The 16,812-nt window shown below is 40.5% G+C and carries 15 protein-coding genes; 9 read left to right on the top strand and 6 right to left on the bottom strand.

What is annotated here, in order from left to right; genetic code table 11:
• Position 1 precedes the first annotated feature (1 nt).
• Both pstA and pstB read left to right on the top strand, forming a co-directional pair.
• Complete coding sequence (gene pstA / locus UYC_RS0118975; protein WP_016875739.1) at positions 2–925, top strand: phosphate ABC transporter permease PstA; 924 nt, start codon at positions 2–4, stop codon at positions 923–925.
• Positions 919–1,713, top strand: a complete 795-nt coding sequence (pstB, locus tag UYC_RS0118970) for a phosphate ABC transporter ATP-binding protein PstB (RefSeq protein WP_016875740.1) — start codon at positions 919–921, stop codon at positions 1,711–1,713. Before pstA ends, pstB begins: the two co-directional genes overlap by 7 nt.
• Before the next feature lie 67 nt (positions 1,714–1,780).
• Here the strand turns inward: pstB and UYC_RS0118965 are convergent, their stop codons facing one another.
• Positions 1,781–2,224, bottom strand: a complete 444-nt coding sequence (locus tag UYC_RS0118965; RefSeq protein WP_016875741.1) for an Hsp20/alpha crystallin family protein — start codon at positions 2,222–2,224, stop codon at positions 1,781–1,783.
• A 400-nt stretch (positions 2,225–2,624) separates the two neighbouring features.
• Between UYC_RS0118965 and UYC_RS0118960 the strand changes: the two genes are divergently transcribed.
• Positions 2,625–3,707, top strand: a complete 1,083-nt coding sequence (locus tag UYC_RS0118960) for a glycosyltransferase family 4 protein (protein ID WP_016875742.1) — start codon at positions 2,625–2,627, stop codon at positions 3,705–3,707.
• A gap of 497 nt (positions 3,708–4,204) precedes the next feature.
• Here the strand turns inward: UYC_RS0118960 and hisH are convergent, their stop codons facing one another.
• Positions 4,205–4,840, bottom strand: a complete 636-nt coding sequence (hisH, locus tag UYC_RS0118955) for an imidazole glycerol phosphate synthase subunit HisH (RefSeq protein ID WP_016875743.1) — start codon at positions 4,838–4,840, stop codon at positions 4,205–4,207.
• A 58-nt stretch (positions 4,841–4,898) separates the two neighbouring features.
• Between hisH and UYC_RS0118950 the strand changes: the two genes are divergently transcribed.
• From UYC_RS0118950 to UYC_RS0118935, 4 genes are all read left to right on the top strand, one after another.
• Complete coding sequence (locus UYC_RS0118950; protein WP_016875744.1) at positions 4,899–5,411, top strand: pyroglutamyl-peptidase I family protein; 513 nt, start codon at positions 4,899–4,901, stop codon at positions 5,409–5,411.
• A 40-nt stretch (positions 5,412–5,451) separates the two neighbouring features.
• Positions 5,452–6,855, top strand: a complete 1,404-nt coding sequence (locus tag UYC_RS0118945) for a DUF3370 domain-containing protein (RefSeq protein WP_016875745.1) — start codon at positions 5,452–5,454, stop codon at positions 6,853–6,855.
• Between the two features lie 446 nt (positions 6,856–7,301).
• The gene (locus tag UYC_RS0118940) at positions 7,302–7,847 is read left to right on the top strand and encodes a LemA family protein (protein WP_026087528.1); all 546 of its coding nucleotides are present in this window, start codon (positions 7,302–7,304) and stop codon (positions 7,845–7,847) included.
• A 25-nt stretch (positions 7,848–7,872) separates the two neighbouring features.
• Positions 7,873–9,756, top strand: coding sequence for a DUF3137 domain-containing protein (locus UYC_RS0118935; RefSeq protein WP_016875747.1), 1,884 nt, complete (start codon positions 7,873–7,875; stop codon positions 9,754–9,756).
• 42 nt (positions 9,757–9,798) lie between these two features.
• On the opposite strand, the gene UYC_RS0118930 is transcribed toward UYC_RS0118935, so the two are convergent.
• Genes UYC_RS0118930 through UYC_RS0118920 form a run of 3 tightly spaced genes read right to left on the bottom strand, consistent with a single transcriptional unit; the run spans position 9,799 to position 11,986 of the window.
• On the bottom strand, positions 9,799–10,359 hold the full coding sequence (locus UYC_RS0118930) for a putative antibiotic biosynthesis monooxygenase (RefSeq protein WP_016875748.1): 561 nt from the start codon (positions 10,357–10,359) through the stop codon (positions 9,799–9,801).
• A gap of 42 nt (positions 10,360–10,401) precedes the next feature.
• Entirely contained in the window at positions 10,402–11,310 is a 909-nt protein-coding gene (locus UYC_RS0118925) for an SMP-30/gluconolactonase/LRE family protein (RefSeq protein WP_016875749.1), read from the bottom strand.
• Between the two features lie 25 nt (positions 11,311–11,335).
• Complete coding sequence (locus UYC_RS0118920) at positions 11,336–11,986, bottom strand: SDR family NAD(P)-dependent oxidoreductase (protein WP_016875750.1); 651 nt, start codon at positions 11,984–11,986, stop codon at positions 11,336–11,338.
• 104 nt (positions 11,987–12,090) lie between these two features.
• Between UYC_RS0118920 and UYC_RS0118915 the strand changes: the two genes are divergently transcribed.
• Positions 12,091–13,008 (top strand): LysR family transcriptional regulator, encoded by a 918-nt coding sequence (locus tag UYC_RS0118915; protein WP_016875751.1) that lies wholly within the window; start codon positions 12,091–12,093, stop codon positions 13,006–13,008.
• Here the strand turns inward: UYC_RS0118915 and UYC_RS0118910 are convergent.
• The gene (locus UYC_RS0118910) at positions 12,970–13,785 is read right to left on the bottom strand and encodes a GNAT family N-acetyltransferase (protein ID WP_016875752.1); all 816 of its coding nucleotides are present in this window, start codon (positions 13,783–13,785) and stop codon (positions 12,970–12,972) included. The genes UYC_RS0118915 and UYC_RS0118910 overlap by 39 nt on opposite strands.
• Positions 13,786–13,887: 102 nt before the next feature.
• Here UYC_RS0118910 and UYC_RS0118905 point away from each other — a divergent pair, with 102 nt between their 5' ends.
• Positions 13,888–16,809: a PAS domain-containing protein gene (locus UYC_RS0118905; RefSeq protein ID WP_016875753.1), complete on the top strand. Its 2,922-nt coding sequence runs from the start codon at positions 13,888–13,890 to the stop codon at positions 16,807–16,809.
• The last annotated feature ends 3 nt before the right edge of the window (positions 16,810–16,812 follow it).

Genomic DNA, 16,812 nt, shown 5'->3' with positions numbered 1-16,812 from the left:
TATGACATCTGCAAATATTCATAAGATTCGCAATATTATCAATCGCAACAAGCGAGCAGAATTTATTTTTAGCATCATTGGTTTGTTGGCGATGCTAATTGGAATTATCGCCCTCATGGTACTGGTGGTTGACTTAATTAGCGATGGTTTGCCTCGTTTAGATTGGCAATTTTTTACTTCCTTTCCCAGTCGCAAACCACAACAAGCAGGCATTTTCTCTGCATGGGTGGGAAGTATTTTAGTAATGTTAGTAACAGCTGCAGTAGCAATTCCTGTCGGTGTTGCTTCAGGAATTTACTTAGAAGAATATGCCAAAAAAAATTGGCTGTCAGATTTAATCGAAATTAATGTCACCAATTTAGCGGGTGTGCCATCAATTATTTATGGACTTTTGGCTCTCGGCTTATTTGTCTATGGATTAAAGTTAGGACAAAGTATTGTCACTGCTGGATTGACTTTAGCTCTATTGGTTTTACCAGTAGTAATTGTAGCTACCCGTGAAGCCTTGCGCGCAGTTCCTAGTAGCATTCGTGAAGCTGCTTATGCGTGTGGAGCAAGTAAGTGGCAGATGATTTGGGATCACGTCTTACGTTACTCAACAGGTACGATTCTAACTGGCATTATTGTCGCTTTGGCACGAGCTATTGGTGAAACTGCACCTTTAGTTACCATTGGTGCGCTCACCTTTATCGCCTTTTTACCAGATCCTCCCATCCAAGCACAATTTCCCTACATTTCTTTTGCATGGTTACTAGCACCATTCACAGTTCTGCCAATCCAAATGTTTGATTGGGTATCTCGTCCTCAAGAAGAATTTCAGGTGAATGCAGCCGCAGCAGGAGTGGTGCTAATTGGCTTGACTTTAGTAATGAACGCTGTAGCAATTTATTTTCGTTATCGTCTACGTAAGAACATCAAATGGTAGAAACAACATCTCCCACTCTTGAAAAACGCATCAAAGCTGCGGTGAATTATCTTAATTTCTACTATGGGGGCAAAGTCCATGCCCTTAAGGACATTATGATGCCAGTGTACGAAAAACAAGTAACGGCATTAATAGGCCCTTCTGGATGTGGTAAAACTACATTGCTACGCTGCTTCAATCGAATGCATGATCTCTATCCAGGCAATAAATACCGAGGAGAAATTTCCCTAGAACCTGATGGAATTAACCTCTTAGATAAGAAAGTCGATCCGATAGAAGTTCGGATGCGGATAGGGATGGTGTTTCAAAGACCAAATCCTTTTCCGAAATCAATTTACGAAAATGTTGCTTATGGTTTGAGGGTGCGGGGTGAAAATAGGCGTAGAATTATTGATGATAAGGTAGAGAAAGCCTTGCGTAGTGCTGCCTTGTGGGATGAAGTTAAAGACCGTTTGCAGGATTTGGGTACTAACCTCTCTGGCGGACAACAACAGCGCTTATGTATTGCTCGTGCTTTAGCTACAGAGCCAGAAATTGTATTGTTTGATGAGCCGACATCAGCCCTCGATCCGATCGCTACCACTAGCATTGAAGAGTTGATCGAGGAGTTAAAGCAGCAGGTAACAATTTTAATTGTCACTCACAGTATGCAGCAAGCAGCCCGCGTTTCAGACTATACAGCTTTTATGTATTTAGGTGAATTGGTTGAATTTGATAAAACAGAGATGATTTTTAATCAGCCCTCGAAAAAGCAGACAGCAGATTATGTCAGTGGGCGTTTTGGTTGATGTTAAGAATTTATTAAATTCACAGATTCCCGACTTCTCAAAGAAGTCGGGAATCTAGTTTTTCAAATTAGCCCAAGTTTATTTTCACAACTCGATTGCGAACTTCTTCAACTTTGGGTAGCACAAGAGTAAGAATGCCATCATGGAAGTCTGCTTGTACCTTGTCATTTTGCACAGCAACTGGTAGATTTACAACTCGTTGGAATTTACCATAGCGGAATTCTGAATGCAGGTAATTAGCATTTTCAGACTGATGTTGGCGCTGATTTTCTCCTGCGATCGCTACAGTATCGCGAGTTACTTGCACATCTAAGTTCTTCGCAGTCACACCAGGTAATTGTATTTGTAAAACTAAGCTGTCACCCACATCAATTAACTCTACCGCAGGAGTCCAAGCTGTTGATGCATCGCTAGTTTGAGTAGTTTGTGCTGACAGTTCGTCAAACACTAAATCCATTTGCCGCCGTAAGTTTTCTAATTCACGGAGCGGTTGGTAGTAGCGAATCATCATAGTATTATTTACCTCTGCATTGATAACTGAATTGCTGTTTTTTAAGTTTCAGTAGTTTTGAATATCTAAGCATCGCTGACACTTACAATCTTGCTATAAACTTCAAAACAGTGAAAATACAGGGAATACTACTTTTGTGGTGGTGTTTTTCACACCTGGAAATTGAAAGTTATAAAAACGGCTATTTTTACTATTCAATCTTGAAGCACATAAAATCTAATATTATACAAAATTTGCTTTTAGCATTGAGTACGGTTCTTGCTACTTAGTGTGTAGTACTTACTAGTCTTTACAACTAAATTAATATTTTTGCTAAATATTAGACACAACCTTAATGCTTCATTCGGAGATTAGATCGGGTAAATTCCTTGAGCTATTTCTTACCAATTAGGAGTTTGATATGCGAATTGCTCAAATTGCACCGCTGTGGGAGAGAGTTCCTCCTCCTGCATATGGTGGTGTTGAGTTGGTTGTTAGTTTATTAACTGATGAATTAGTTCGACGCGGTCATGAAGTGACGCTATTTGCATCAGGAGATTCTATCACTTTAGCAAAATTAGAGTCCGTTTATCCCCAAGCTTTGCGTTTAGACTCGAATGTTAAAGAGTACAACGTCTACGAAACTTTACAACTAAGCCGCACATATCAACTGGCAGGAGAATTTGACATCATCCATTCTCATGTAGGCTATCCAGCTATAACTTACGCAGATTTAGTTACAACTCCTACCGTTCATACACTACACGGTATTTTCACCCCAGATAATGAAAAAGTCTTCATAGCGGGTTGTAAACAACCATTTGTCAGTATCTCAAATGCTCAAAGGGAGCCTAGATTAGGGCTAAATTATGCCGCCACAGTTTACAATGGCATAGATACAAATAAGCATCGTTTCTATCCTCAACCACAAGATCCTCCTTATCTAGCATTCTTAGGACGAATATCTCCAGAAAAAGGAACGCACATCGCCATAGAAATTGCCAAGCGCTCAGGTATGCCACTGAAAATGGCAGGTAAAGTAGATAGGGTAGATGTAGACTATTTCGAGACTCAAATTAAGCCTCACATTGATGGCAAGCAAATAGAGTTTCTGGGTGAAGCCAGTCACTCTGAAAAGAATGCGCTTTTGGGTGGAGCTTTAGCAATGCTGTTCCCAATTACTTGGCGCGAGCCTTTTGGGTTAGTGATGATTGAGTCAATGGCAGCTGGAACTCCCGTGCTTGCTAAACCGTTGGGATCGGTGCCAGAAGTTATTATGGATGGAAAAACAGGCTTTTTGTGTAATGATATCGATGATTTTGTCAATGCGATCGCTCGTTTAGAAAAAATTGACCGTTATGCTTGTCGCACTCATGTGGAGGAAAACTTTAGTGTCAAAAGTATGGCAGACGGTTATGAAGCTGTCTATCAGCAAATTTTAGCAGAAAAGTTTGCTCGAAATGGTCATTCTCGCACTGTAACAAGTCAAATTATTAATGGGTAAAAGCGGGTAGATTTCAGCAAATATATACCCAAGCTTATAATTACTGGAACTGGAGTTAGATTTTGAGTACTTATCCTCTTTCTCCTTTTTCAGTTTTCTTATTTGAGCGATCGCCTCTTATTTTTAGCAGGCACAAGTATTGACAATAGAAATCTACACAAGAGGGATAAGTATAAAATTTGAGACTAGTATAAGACTTACATTGAGAAGGGCGGTGGCTGATTATGTGGCGTTTACACAGCCAGATAATTTTAATAAACTTTTTTAAGTCAAATCTATACTTAAAAATCAGGGTATAAACTTAAGCAATGATACTATCTTTGAACTGGAAATTACGGTAAATTGTGTACATACGTCATCCACCCTTCCCCAAATTAGCAATCCTCCACCACAGTTTCAGCAGAAATTTTTATTCACCTTAATTGAAGGTGTAGCGGTGGATTAAAATAGGGCGGGCAATTAATATTACAAGAATTTAATATTACAGGAATGAACTTTTAAGCAGCAACTTGTTCGCGTACTTGAGCAACAAAATTTGACAAGATTTGCAAACCAATATTAGAGGATTTTTCTGGGTGGAATTGAACTGCCATTAGGTTTTCGTGGGCAATAGCGGCGGTGACAGTTTGACTACCGTGGGTAACAGTTGCAGCACGGACTTGCGGATCGACTGGATCGACATAATAGGAATGAACAAAATATACCCAAGGTTGAGGTGATAAATATTCCCACAAAAGACATTTGGGTTGAGTAAATTCAAGTTGATTCCAACCCATATGGGGAATGGTAATGCCAGGTTCTGGGCGAAACCTGCGTACTTTTCCTTTGATAATTCCCAATCCTGGTTCGACGCCTTCTTCACTGGATTCAAACAGAATTTGCAACCCTAAACAAATACCCAAAAAGGGTTTGCCAGATCCGATCGCTGCTTTGATTGGTTCTTCTAAATCACGCGATCGCAAATGTTGTACAGCCGGATCGAATGCACCAACCCCAGGCAAAACTATAGCATCTGCCTTTTCCAATTCCTTGTGAGAATCTGTCACTTTCGGATTTGCCCCAGCTTTTTCCAAGCCTTTACAGACTGAGTGCAAGTTTCCCATGTCGTAGTCTATGACTGCAATCACTGCCATTTACCTGCTCCCTGTAAATTTAGTATGGAGGGTATTTATATTTTAAATAATATTTCTTATGAAGAGAAGTTTTCTATTAACTTCCTTTGATACTTGGCTACCTCATCAACAGTCAAATTCTGCTGATGATTTATTGATTGAACTTGCCAAACTTGACTCGATATCTCATACTTTAAGTTTTTTGCGACTGTTACCTGTAGATGTGCGACTTGCCAGCGCTCAGGTATTTGAAAAAATCACAGAACTTAAGCCAGATAGGATCGTCTGCTGTGGCATGGCCGAAAAGCGAACGCTATTATCTGTGGAATCGAATGCTAGTTGTGGGGAAAGTGTGTTGCACACAAAGGTGAATTTAGAGCAGCTGGTGCTGGGAACAGCAGCAGTTGAGATCAGTCACGACTGTGGTAAATTTGTCTGCGAAGGTCTTTATTATTCAGTACTAGATTACCTGCAGCAGTGCCAACTAAAAGTTCCTTGTATTTTTATCCACGTTCCTATTTTGACTGAAGAAAATTTACCATCAATTCTGAGCGATTTTTTATTAATTATTCACAGGCTGGCACTTTGGTAAAGTTGTTTGCGTCTGATTGAGGAAAAAATCTGTAGGTATTATGTTGCCATTCTTACTAATTCTTCCTATTTTTCCTATTCTTCCTATTGCTCAAACAACTCCTTTGCCGCCCCAAGAGGAGATAGTACAAACTCAACAAGTGCGTCCTCTACCAGGTAAGCTGAATAGGGTGCCAACTTTTAATAGCAATAGCCCAGAAAAGGTTCTCAAAGAAGGAATTTTGCTTTCAACTTTTCCTCCCCAAGGGAAAAAAGTGCCAGCTGCCCATCTGAATTTTCCGTTTCAGGGACGATTTGATATTTTTGCTCATCACGTCGCCGAAGCACCCACCCCGGATAATTTGCGATCGCTTTATTTGGGGATAATGCTGCATAACCCAGGCAAGCAACCAGTCAGGGTGAGTGTCTTGCAAGGGGCAAGTTATTTGAGCCAACCGGATGCACCGTTTATTGAGCTGCCATCTTTTACTCTAAACCCTTCCGGAACAGTTTTTGCAGGGCCTGGCGATCGCGTCATGAGTGATGTTTTGCGAGGGCGTCGTCAAGACATTTTCCCCGCCCAAATCGTCATTCCGCCTGGGCAAAGTCAGATGGTATTGAATGCACCGATTCCGGTTAAAGGACTCACACCACCGTTGAATGGTAGATCTACATTGATCCGCCTCCAGAGTAACGGCACAGTTTATGCAGCTAGTCTGGCGATGTTTGCACCTACAAATACTGATGGTAGTGAACGTGCGCCGACTTTAGAAGAATGGAAAAATTTACTTAATAATGGTGATTTGTCCAGCCCGCGAGATAAAACACCTACTCCTTTAGAAAAAACCGATAAACCCATAATTTATGGACGAGTTGCTGGAGTAGCGCAAGGCACCCACTGGCGAGCAAATATTACAGATAGTCCTAAAGTAAAGTATTTGACGATTCCCCAACCTGGTCAAGCTTATTCTTACGCGTTGAGTACTTTGCATCGCGGCACTCTGGGAACTAATCAAATTCAAAGCGCACCGATGCTGGCACGCTATCCTGATACTGCATATCGTGCCCACGGAAATTACGGTATTCAATACAGCCTGAAATTACCACTGTATAACAATACTAAAACGCCCCAAACGGTAAGTATATCAATGCAAACACCCATAAAAGAAGACCAATTAGTAAAACCGGGGCTGCGCTTTTTTAATACACCAGCACAGCAAGTATTCTTCCGTGGCACAGTGCAGGTGCGCTACAAAGACGATGGAGGCAAGCCGCAAACCCAGTTTGTACATTTGGTGCAAAGGCGGGGGCAACCTGGCGAACCTTTAGTAAAGTTAAATATGAAACCGGGCGATCAAAGGTTGGTGCAAGTAGACTTTCTTTATCCACCAGATGCTACACCACCACAGGTGCTCACAGTTCAGACATTGAATCGTGCCAATTTACCTAGTGGAATACAACAGTAAATAGTCTGGAGGCAAAGCCTCGAAACCCTCGTTACCAGGTTGAATACAACAGTAAATAGTCTGGAGGCAAAGCCTCATAACCCTCGTTACCAGGTTGAACCTGGTAACGAGAACTAGAGCAAGAGTGCTCGTAGGGTATGGTGCAATATAGAGAAATCACTGATACATATTTTTTTATAAAATTCTTTCTTAGATTAATCGAGATATTTTTACGAACATTTACTGTTTTAAAAGTCAAATATTTTATTTATGCTATTAACAACAATTTATTGTTGCTATATAAAAGATAGCGAATTATAGACCAAATTTGCTTTAGAAATAGCCTGTGTTAGCAAAGGCTGATTATATGCAGATTTGGTTTATATACATTTTTTAATTATTAGCTTTACGCATTTTTTTATATGCTCAAAATCATCTTAATAATATTCCTGATTATTTTTTTGCTAATGCCGATTATATTTGTATTATTTATGATATCGCTGTATAACGGTTTAGTTGCCAAAAAGAATCAAGTTGATAATGCTTTTGCCAGCATAGATGTAATTCTCAAAAAAAGGAGTGACTTGATTCCCAATCTGGTAGCAGTAGCTCAAAATTATATGAAATATGAGGAAAGCATACTCACAGAAATAACCAGGCTCAGATCCAGAGCAATATCCGGACGAGCAAATGGAAATAGAAATAGCGCCATGGATCTGGAAAATGAAATATCTAGAGCACTGGGCAATATTCTGATATCTCTAGAAGCATATCCAGAGTTAAAAACTGATCGCTATTTTCTCCAGCTATTACAATCTTTAAATGAAATTGAAGAACAGATATCAGCAGCTAGACGATTCTACAATTCTGCGGTAACTGATTACAATAATTCTCTAGAAATGTTTCCAACTAACTTGATAGCTTCTACGATGAATTATCGTCCCAAAAAAGTGTTTGTAGCCACAGAAGAAGAAAAACAAAATGTAAATGTCAAAAATCTATTTGAGCAATAGATAAAAGATAATTTTTCAAAAATATATGTTTGCTGAATCTAGAGATTTTCAATCTGGTTTAGATGCTGTTCAATCTGGACGCTATGTAGAAGCTATTGACTTGTTAGAAAACTTTTGTCAACAATGTCAAGTCAATTCCCAGACAAATTGTAAAGAATACATCCAAGCACAAATGGGCTTAGTAAAAGCCTATCATTACACCGGACAACAACCAAAAGCGATCGCATTATGTCAACAACTAGCAGCGATTGACAATCCCCAGATACAAGCTTGGGTACAGCGGGTTCTGCCGTCTTTATCTGCTAAGTCTGAATCAGCACAAACCCAAATCACCCCCGAAAAACCAACTCTGACACCAGAAGAAGCAGCCCAACTACTACAAGCTGGGCATAAAGCATTAAAATTCAAACGCTATGCTGATGCAGTTCAAGCGCTCGAACAATATTGTCAAAGTGCCCAACCAGGAACGAAAGATTACTCGCAAGCCCAGATGTGGCTAGTGAAAGCTTATCAGGGTAACGGACAATTAGAGGAGGCGATCGCACTGTGTCAACAACTTACCACCAGTGAGCAAGAAGTAACGCAGATTTGGGCGCGGCGATTTATCTCCGATTTATTGCCAACAGCAGCGACACAAATAACTGTAGAATCTACTGAATCAAATATTCAAGAGCAATCTCAAACTATAGCAATATCGGAAACGACTACAAAAGTTGAATTTAGGCTTAAAAGTTTGCATGAATTTAAAAGTTTTTGTCAGCAGACTTTACTCAGGGATTTAAAAGCTATTGAAACAACTAGAAAAGAAGTTCTTAAGTCTATCATTTTTGTCAATGTAGCTGTATTTGTTGCAGTCATTTTTTTATTTAAATTTTTTCCAATAGTACTACAAACATCATTCTTAGTTCTCTTTTGTTTTTTGCTTGTTATTTTAGGCTGTTTTTGGATTTTAGTTGCTTTTTACACTTCAGCTACAGAAACTTATGCTAGAGGTTTTAAATCTATTATTATTGAAAAAATCTTTGATTTTATTAATACTAATCACAATTTAAAATATTCTAGTGTTTCCTCGGATATTGAAACATATGATACGATGTCTGCTTTTCTGCACAGCCAAATTTTTCAAGGTTTACTAAAACCTAATAAAATATCGCAAGAAGATTGTATTTGTGGGGACATTGGTGAGACGAATATCTTCTTTTCTGAAATTTTTGCTCAAGTAGAAGTACGTCATGGTTGGGCAAGATACCTAAATTTTGTGCAACAACTTCAAGCCCTAAATTCATTTGTTCCTCGCTTTATCATTAGACGTATTTTTATCTTTATGTTGCCGATATACATTCTTGTTTTACTTTTCCAATTTATTAAAGGAACTCCTTATGTGACAAGCAGAATTATTAAAGGGCAGAAAATTGATTATCAAAGATTTAAAGAAGAAGTATTAAATAATGAATTTTCTCGAAAAACTATTTTTCAAGGACTATTTTTTAGAGCTAAATTTAATAAATTTTTTCCTGGTAAAACAGTAGTGTTACCCAAATTAGATAAAGCAAATATTAACACTATAAGCATAGGCAAAGGACAAGCTATTAAGCTAGAAGATCCGGAATTCTCTAAATTATATACAGTATATGGAGATAACCAAGTAGAAGCACGGTATATCTTATCTACAAATTTAATGGAGAAGTTAGTTAAGTTTAGAAAAAAAGCAGGTAAAAATATCTATGTTTCTTTTGTAGAAAATATGATTTATATTGCCGTAGAGTCTTCAGAGGATTTGTTTGAGCCAAAACTGTACAATAATATGTTAAGCTTCACGCCGATGCGGGAATATTTTGAAACCATACAATTAATGCTTGGTATCGTTGATGACTTGAATTTAAATAGACGTATCTGGAGTCAAAATTAAAGCGGTATCGGTATCATCTCAAACTCAAATTAGTTTCTATTTCTAAATTTTTCGCGATTTGGCATATAGCCACTTGCTAAACAGACGGCTCATCCTTGGCATGACAACGTAGGTTAACAGTGCAACCATAATGCCGGAGACGATCAGCGAAACAATCAAGGCAGGTAAGCTGCGAAGCAGGGGCGTGAGGAAGGTATTCAACAGATTAATTAACACGTACACAACTGCCCAGGTTAGCAATGCCATTTTATAGCGCGGGGGAGTCTGCAATGGTTGACTGGGAATAGAAAACCAAGCTTCTAGTCCACTGATTTGCTGAACATGAGGCTCAGAATCAACAAAAGATTTGGCTTGAGTCAGCCAGTATTCGCGATCGCGCGACTCCATCCATGTTTTTAAATTTTTATAGTTGTCAAACCGAAAGATAATTGTATATTCCGATCGCACGCCTGGTTGGGGACGAATCACATTTGTACCCAAGTGACCCATATAAGTTCTTGCAACCTTTGTAATATCTTTCACCCAAGCCTCATAAGCTTTTTCATAGCCCGGTTTGACAAGTTGCGAAATGACCACTGTTATAAATTCCTCGTCCTGTTCCATATTTATTACTGATGCGGTTGTCTAGTCATTGTTGAGCGATTTTCAACTCAACGGATACCCAGCTTTTGTAACTTCAAGCCGGACTACTGTAGCTGGAACGACTCCTGTGGAAGGCGGCAAAAACATTCCGCCATTAGTCACGACATAAATTGCAGTGTGATCGCTCTCTCGTTCACCAAAAGCAACTGCGGTACTGCCCGTCACATCCTCAGCAATAATAGTTGTATTTCCATCTGGTGTAATTCGCACTACGCTGTTATAAATGTGAGTTGCGCCGTAAAGATTGCCTTCCACATCAAACGCAAAATCGTCAATATTAGTCTGCTTCACAAATATTTCCGGCTCACCTGGTTGATGTGCTGTGCCAATCGGAACTCGTAACAACAACATTTTTTCTGTATTTGAAACGTAGAGTACATTACCAAAACGCTTCAAGCCATTGGCAGCAGGAATTATGCTTTCTGGATTACTGCGAGCTAGTAAAGGATGTTCTAGCCAAATCGATCCAAGGCGTTTAGCAACATCAATCTGCCAAATTGCACCTCGATATGAATCTGCTGTCAAATATAGAGAACCGGATAGTGGTGTAATACCGTTGAGGAATACTGCATCTGGCAGTGTCAGCAATGTTTCTAACGTGCCATCTGAGGCAACTTGAAAAACCACGGGTACAGAATCGCTATTCGATCCAGTCACTACCAGATTGCCGTTGGCAGTGAAGGCGATACCACTCACTTTACCTTCAACACTGGCATGAATCTGCTGGTTGCCATCTGGTGTAATGCGAACAATCTTGCCGACTTCATGATTCGTGACAAAGATGTTTCCATCTGGGGCGATCGCCAAATTTTCTAGAAATGTATTGACTGGAAACGAAGCAATCACTTGAGCTGGTGCTAAATCAATTGGTGTATCTGCGTAAATCGGGGGTAAGCCTGCTGAATTTTCCATCGGATGACTACGCTGAAATAGTTTACTAATAAATCACTTCTATTTCGGGATTTGGAGCAGTATAAAATTCCCAGTATTTTTGTGCAATCTGGTTAGGATTGTACTTAGAGTCGGCAGGATTAACAGTACCGCAAATCGTAATAGTTCCAACACGAATGTTTTGTTCTTTTAAAGCTGCTCCCAGGGTGTTGGCAAGACTGCGAATACCAGACTTACCAATAGAGAGTGAGGCAAAGTCAGGACTAGGATACAAAGCAAATCCACCACCTGTAAACAAAATTGTTCCTTTACCTTGTGCCTGCATTCCTGGTAAAACAGCTTTTGCGGCGACTAATGCACCAGCCACATTCACCTTAAAATCATCGAGCAGCGCTTCAAATGACTCATTGAGAACATTCTCCATCCGGGGAACTGCTGCATTGTAAACTAGCACTTCTGGGTTACCCAACTGTTCGCGAAGTTCGGCAAACGCAGATTTCATCGCAGTTTCATCACCTGCGTCTGCAATAAAGTAATGCGCTTCAAAGCCTTGTGCCTGCAATATGTCTTGATATCCCTGCAATTTACTCTGATTGCGAGCAATCATTGCGATCGCAAATCCTTCTTGGGCGAAGCGATGGGCGATCGCCAATCCGTTGCCATCTCCCATTCCGACAATAACCAATACTGCGGTCATCTAATTGACCCCTATGTTACAAAACTTTACCGTTAGCAGCTTTATTTACACAATAATGGAGTAAATTAAATTAATCAAATTGATTGTATAGATAGTATTTATCAATGCCATCGATTGATTTAGCATCGATTGACTTAAACCTGCTAGTTGCCTTTGAAGCGCTTTTTGAAGAACAAAGTGTCACCGCAGCAGCAAGTCGATTGTATCTCGGACAACCTGCTATGAGTGCGGCATTGGGGCGATTGCGAGTCTTATTCGAGGATGAATTATTTATTCGTATTGGTAGAGAAATGCAGCCTACAGCAAAAGCACTTGAGATTGCTCCGGGTATCTCAGTTGCCCTGCAACAAATTCGGCAGACATTGGAGACTAGCCAAACCTTTGATCCAGCAACTTCTCAACGCACCTTCGCAATTGGCAGTTCTGACTACACCAGCCATGTGATTATGCCTAAACTCTTGTCAGTCTGCGCTCAGACGGCACCGAGTATTAATTTTAGACTCATTGGCTTTGATAAAAGTTGTGTTGGCAAGCTATTAGAGCAACGAGAGATTGACATCGCCTTGGGCGTCTTCCCAGATTCACCCAGACAAACTATGCAGATACCATTATTTCAAGAATACTTTGTTGGCATCTGTCGTCGCGGACATCCTGCGATCGCGTCTTCGGCGATCTCACCAGAAGCCTTCGCTGCTCTCCCCCATGCTCTTTTCACTCTCCGACGAGATGCCGTTGGTGAACTCGATAAAGTACTTGCTCAAAACAACCTCCAGCGTCGAATTGCTCTGACAACCGCCCATTTGCTAGTGCTGCCAGCAATCATTTCATCCAGTGACTTGGTTACTGCTATTCCATCACGACTGGCGACACAATTTGCGGCTCAAGGTACACTAGAAATTTTTGAACTTCCTGTACAAACTGAACCGTGGATGATTTCCATGCTGTGGAGCAAACTTACAGATCGCGATCGGGCAAATCTTTGGTTACGGAAGATGCTCAAAAGCGTGTGTGAGACTATTTAACTTCAAGGAATATTCTTCGTATGTGGCGATGCACTCAAAACCCAGTTTGGTGTAGCAGGCGATCGCTTTGCTGTTATCAGCCTTAACATTCAAACCGATGTAATCCACCGTCTGCGAGAGTTCTTGACAGAGTTTAGCACACACTAAACCTGCCAACCCTTGTCCGCGAAACAGTGGGTGCGTAGCGATGTTTCCCAATGCAGCCACTTTGTAAGACTCAGAGTAGATATGTACACCAGCTACACTCACCAGAGTTTCTTTGCGGCGGATACCGTAGTAATATCCGGTTTCCAGCATTCGCGGTTCAAACCAATTTCCGGGATAGCTGACACGATAAAATTCTTCTAATTCAGCCTTGTTTGCTACTGACAAAGGTATAACATCTGAAGTATCAAAGGCATTCAAATTTACTAAGTTAGTCAAAGCCATTTTGTAATGCAAACCGTGCGTTCTGATTTCGTAATCATCTGCAAGCACAGTCGCTACATCCCCACTTAAGTGTGCATAAAACTGTCTTGGCAAAAAATAAATAATGGAACGCACTAAATCTTTCATCAAATCTGTGGGTTCTTCGGTAAGCCCTAGCAGCACGGGTAAAGATGTTCCGGTGTAGAGTAAAGCAAGTTGTTTAATAACTTCGTTTTGCGTGAAGGCATACCAAGTTGTGTAGTGCCAAAAAAAGTCATCTAAATCTCCGAGAGAATATAGATGAAGAAACGGATGACGGCGGAGAAAAGCTGCTATTTTGTCTTGATCGTGGATGCAAACTGCCTTCATGAGTTAACTAAAACAATTGATATTAATTTAAAATTTCAATGATTAGTACACTGTATAGATTGTATATTGCTATATATTTATATATACAAATTAAAGCAAAGTATGGCATCAGAAATACAAATTAATCCAACAGCCTACTCTTTGTTTCTTGAGATGCCTGGTTTAGAGCATATAATTGACTGCTTTCCCTTGACGGTTACCCCAGATACCCCCCTCGTTGATGCCATTGCTTTAATGAGTCAAATAGGAGGCAACAGTGAGCTATTCCCCAACTCGAATTTAGAGCGATCTAGCTGTGTCTTAGTAGTGGATGAATCGCAGTTAGTGGGAATTGTCACAGAACATGATGTAGTAAAGCTTACTGCTAGAGGAGTTGACTTAGGCAGGGCGACTGTTGCTGAGGTAATGACGCAAAAAATCATCATCCTAAAGCAATCCCAAGCTGAAGATGTCTTTACAGTTTTATCACTGATGCGTCAGCAGCAGATTCGCCATTTACCAATTGTGGATGATCAAGGTAAATTATTAGGACTCGTCAGTTCCGATCATGCGATCGCAGCATTGCAGCAACAGTTGGAACAGCAAACAGCCGAATTAAGGCAAGCTACTGAAGATATAGAAAGACGGGTGCAGGAACGCACGACGGAACTTTGCCAAGTCAACGCCCAGTTACAGCAAGAAATTGAGCATCGCAAGCAAGCAGAACAAGAGCGCCAACAACTCCTCATTCAAGAGCAGGTAGCGCGTGCGGAGGCAGAGGCAGCAAAAAATCGGATTTTCAATATTTTGGAAAGTATCACCAATTGTTTCTTTGCTTTGGATAGCGAGTGGCGATTCACCTATGTAAATCAGCAAGCAACCCGAATCTTACAAAGAACGCCAGATCAACTCATCGGTAGAAACGTTTGGGAAGAATTTCCAGAGGCTATCCCTTTGACATTTTATCGGGAGTATCATCGAGCAGTAGCACAACAGCTAAATGTTGAATTTGAGGAATTTTATCCACCCCTGAATATTTGGGTTGAGGTACACGCTTATCCTACAGTAGATGGGTTGTCAGTTTATTTTCAAGACATTACTGAGCGCAAACAGGCAGAAGCAGCACTGCGCCAAAGTGAGGAAACGGCACGACGGCAACTTGCAGAAATTGAAGCAATTTACGCTACAGCCCCGATTGGATTGTGTTTTATTGACACAGAGTTAAGATTTGTCCGCATCAACGAACAATTAGCCGAGATTAATGGTTTGTCAGTGTCGCAGCATATCGGGCGGACTCTACGAGAGGTGTTGCCAGATTGTAGCGAAGAATTAGAGCCACTCTATCATCAAGTTATCCAGTCAAGATTACCGATCTTGAACTATGAAATCCAATGTACAACTTTCGCCCAACCAGGTATTGAACGTGACTGGCTGATTAGTCTGTACCCACTTAAAGAGACTGACGAGCAAGTGCTGGGTGTGAACGTGATGGTGCAGGAAATTAGCGATCTCAAGAAAGCAGAAGCTGCCCTGCGGCAGAATCAACAGCAGCTTGAGGCAATTATCAATAACTCTACAGCCGTCATTTACCTTAAAGATATCCAAGGGCGATATTTGTTAGTCAATCACCAGTACGAAAGTCTGTGCCATCTGACTAACGAACAGATTCAAGGAAAAACTGATTACGAAATTTTTAACCAAAAAGCAGCAGAAGCATTTTGGGCGAACGATCAAAAAGTAATTGCAGCCAAGTCTTCCATAACCTTCGAGGAAATGGTTCCACTAGACGACGGTACGCACACTTACATTGCTGTTAAGTTTCCCCTTTTTAACACAGCAGGTGAAGTTTATGCTGTCTGTGGTATTTCAACCGACATCACCGAGAAGAAACAACTCGAAGCCCAGTTTCTCCGCGCCCAACGCCTAGAGAGCCTTGGCACCCTAGCAAGTGGTATTGCCCATGACTTAAATAACATACTCTCACCGATTCTAGTAGTTGCTCAACTGCTGCCATTTAAACTTCCCAATTTGAATGAGCAAAATCGGGAACTACTGACAATACTAGAAAACAACTCTAAACGTGGTGCTGAACTCGTCAAGCAAATTTTATCGTTTGCTGGTGGAGCAGAAGTAAAGAAATTTCCTCTACAACTCAAACACCTGCTCAAGGAAATTAGACAGATTGTCACAAGTACTTTTCCAAAATCAATCGAAATCCGCACCCATATACCAACGCAAAATCTCTGGGTAGTCTCCGCAGAACCTACCCAAATACATCAGGTGTTGATGAACCTGTGCGTAAATGCTCGTGATGCCATGCCCAACGGTGGCACTCTAAGTATGATTGTCGAAAATTTCTGCGTTGATGAAAATTATGCCAGGATGAATCTGGAAGCAAAGCAAGGCTACTACGTTCTTATAACTGTATCGGATACAGGATGCGGCATTCCACCAGAGCTATTAGAGCGAATTTTTGAACCATTTTTCACAACTAAAGAACCAGGAAAAGGTACAGGATTAGGCCTTTCCACAGTTATTGGTATTATCAAAAATCTCGGTGGTTTTGTAGAAGTGTATAGTGAAGTAGGCAAGGGCAGTCAATTTAAGGTGTATTTGCCAGCTTGCGAAACAGCAGTAACAGAGGAAAATAATGACTTTGAGATTTCAGAAGGAAACGGCGAATTAATTCTAATTGTAGATGACGAAGCATCCATTCGAGAGGCTACTAAAACCTCACTCGAAAATCACAATTACAAAGTTCTCACAGCCAACGATGGTATTGATGGATTAGCACTCTATATCCAGTATAAAAACGAAATTAGTATAGTATTAATGGATATACAAATGCCAGCAATGAATGGGTTAACTACCATTCGCATTCTGCAAAAAAGTAATCCTTCTGTCAAAATTATTGCCATTAGTGGAATTGCATCTAACCAAAAACTTTTAGAAACTAATGATATTTGCGTACAAGCATTTTTATCGAAGCCCTACACGATTAAGAAATTATTGAACACTATTGCAGATGTTTTAAGTAGAACTTAAAGG

It is taken from the genome of Chlorogloeopsis fritschii PCC 6912 (genome assembly GCF_000317285.1).
Classification (GTDB): Bacteria; Cyanobacteriota; Cyanobacteriia; order Cyanobacteriales; family Nostocaceae; genus Chlorogloeopsis; species Chlorogloeopsis fritschii.
The sequence above is the reverse complement of the archived record's forward strand: the minus strand, read 5'-3'. Positions and strand labels throughout refer to the sequence as shown.

Bases quoted from the DNA above. Each gene is read 5' to 3' on its own strand.
- hisH (WP_016875743.1), bottom strand. From the start codon at position 4,840: ATGGCAGTGATTGCAGTCATAGACTACGACATGGGAAACTTGCACTCA.
- UYC_RS0118935 (WP_016875747.1), top strand. From the start codon at position 7,873: ATGTTTGCTGAATCTAGAGATTTTCAATCTGGTTTAGATGCTGTTCAA.
- UYC_RS0118940 (WP_026087528.1), top strand. From the start codon at position 7,302: ATGCCGATTATATTTGTATTATTTATGATATCGCTGTATAACGGTTTA.
- UYC_RS0118960 (WP_016875742.1), top strand. From the start codon at position 2,625: ATGCGAATTGCTCAAATTGCACCGCTGTGGGAGAGAGTTCCTCCTCCT.
- UYC_RS0118950 (WP_016875744.1), top strand. From the start codon at position 4,899: ATGAAGAGAAGTTTTCTATTAACTTCCTTTGATACTTGGCTACCTCAT.
- UYC_RS0118910 (WP_016875752.1), bottom strand. From the start codon at position 13,785: ATGAAGGCAGTTTGCATCCACGATCAAGACAAAATAGCAGCTTTTCTC.
- UYC_RS0118925 (WP_016875749.1), bottom strand. From the start codon at position 11,310: ATGGAAAATTCAGCAGGCTTACCCCCGATTTACGCAGATACACCAATT.
- UYC_RS0118930 (WP_016875748.1), bottom strand. From the start codon at position 10,359: ATGGAACAGGACGAGGAATTTATAACAGTGGTCATTTCGCAACTTGTC.
- pstA (WP_016875739.1), top strand. From the start codon at position 2: ATGACATCTGCAAATATTCATAAGATTCGCAATATTATCAATCGCAAC.
- UYC_RS0118945 (WP_016875745.1), top strand. From the start codon at position 5,452: ATGTTGCCATTCTTACTAATTCTTCCTATTTTTCCTATTCTTCCTATT.
- pstB (WP_016875740.1), top strand. From the start codon at position 919: ATGGTAGAAACAACATCTCCCACTCTTGAAAAACGCATCAAAGCTGCG.
- UYC_RS0118965 (WP_016875741.1), bottom strand. From the start codon at position 2,224: ATGATGATTCGCTACTACCAACCGCTCCGTGAATTAGAAAACTTACGG.
- UYC_RS0118915 (WP_016875751.1), top strand. From the start codon at position 12,091: ATGCCATCGATTGATTTAGCATCGATTGACTTAAACCTGCTAGTTGCC.
- UYC_RS0118920 (WP_016875750.1), bottom strand. From the start codon at position 11,986: ATGACCGCAGTATTGGTTATTGTCGGAATGGGAGATGGCAACGGATTG.
- UYC_RS0118905 (WP_016875753.1), top strand. From the start codon at position 13,888: ATGGCATCAGAAATACAAATTAATCCAACAGCCTACTCTTTGTTTCTT.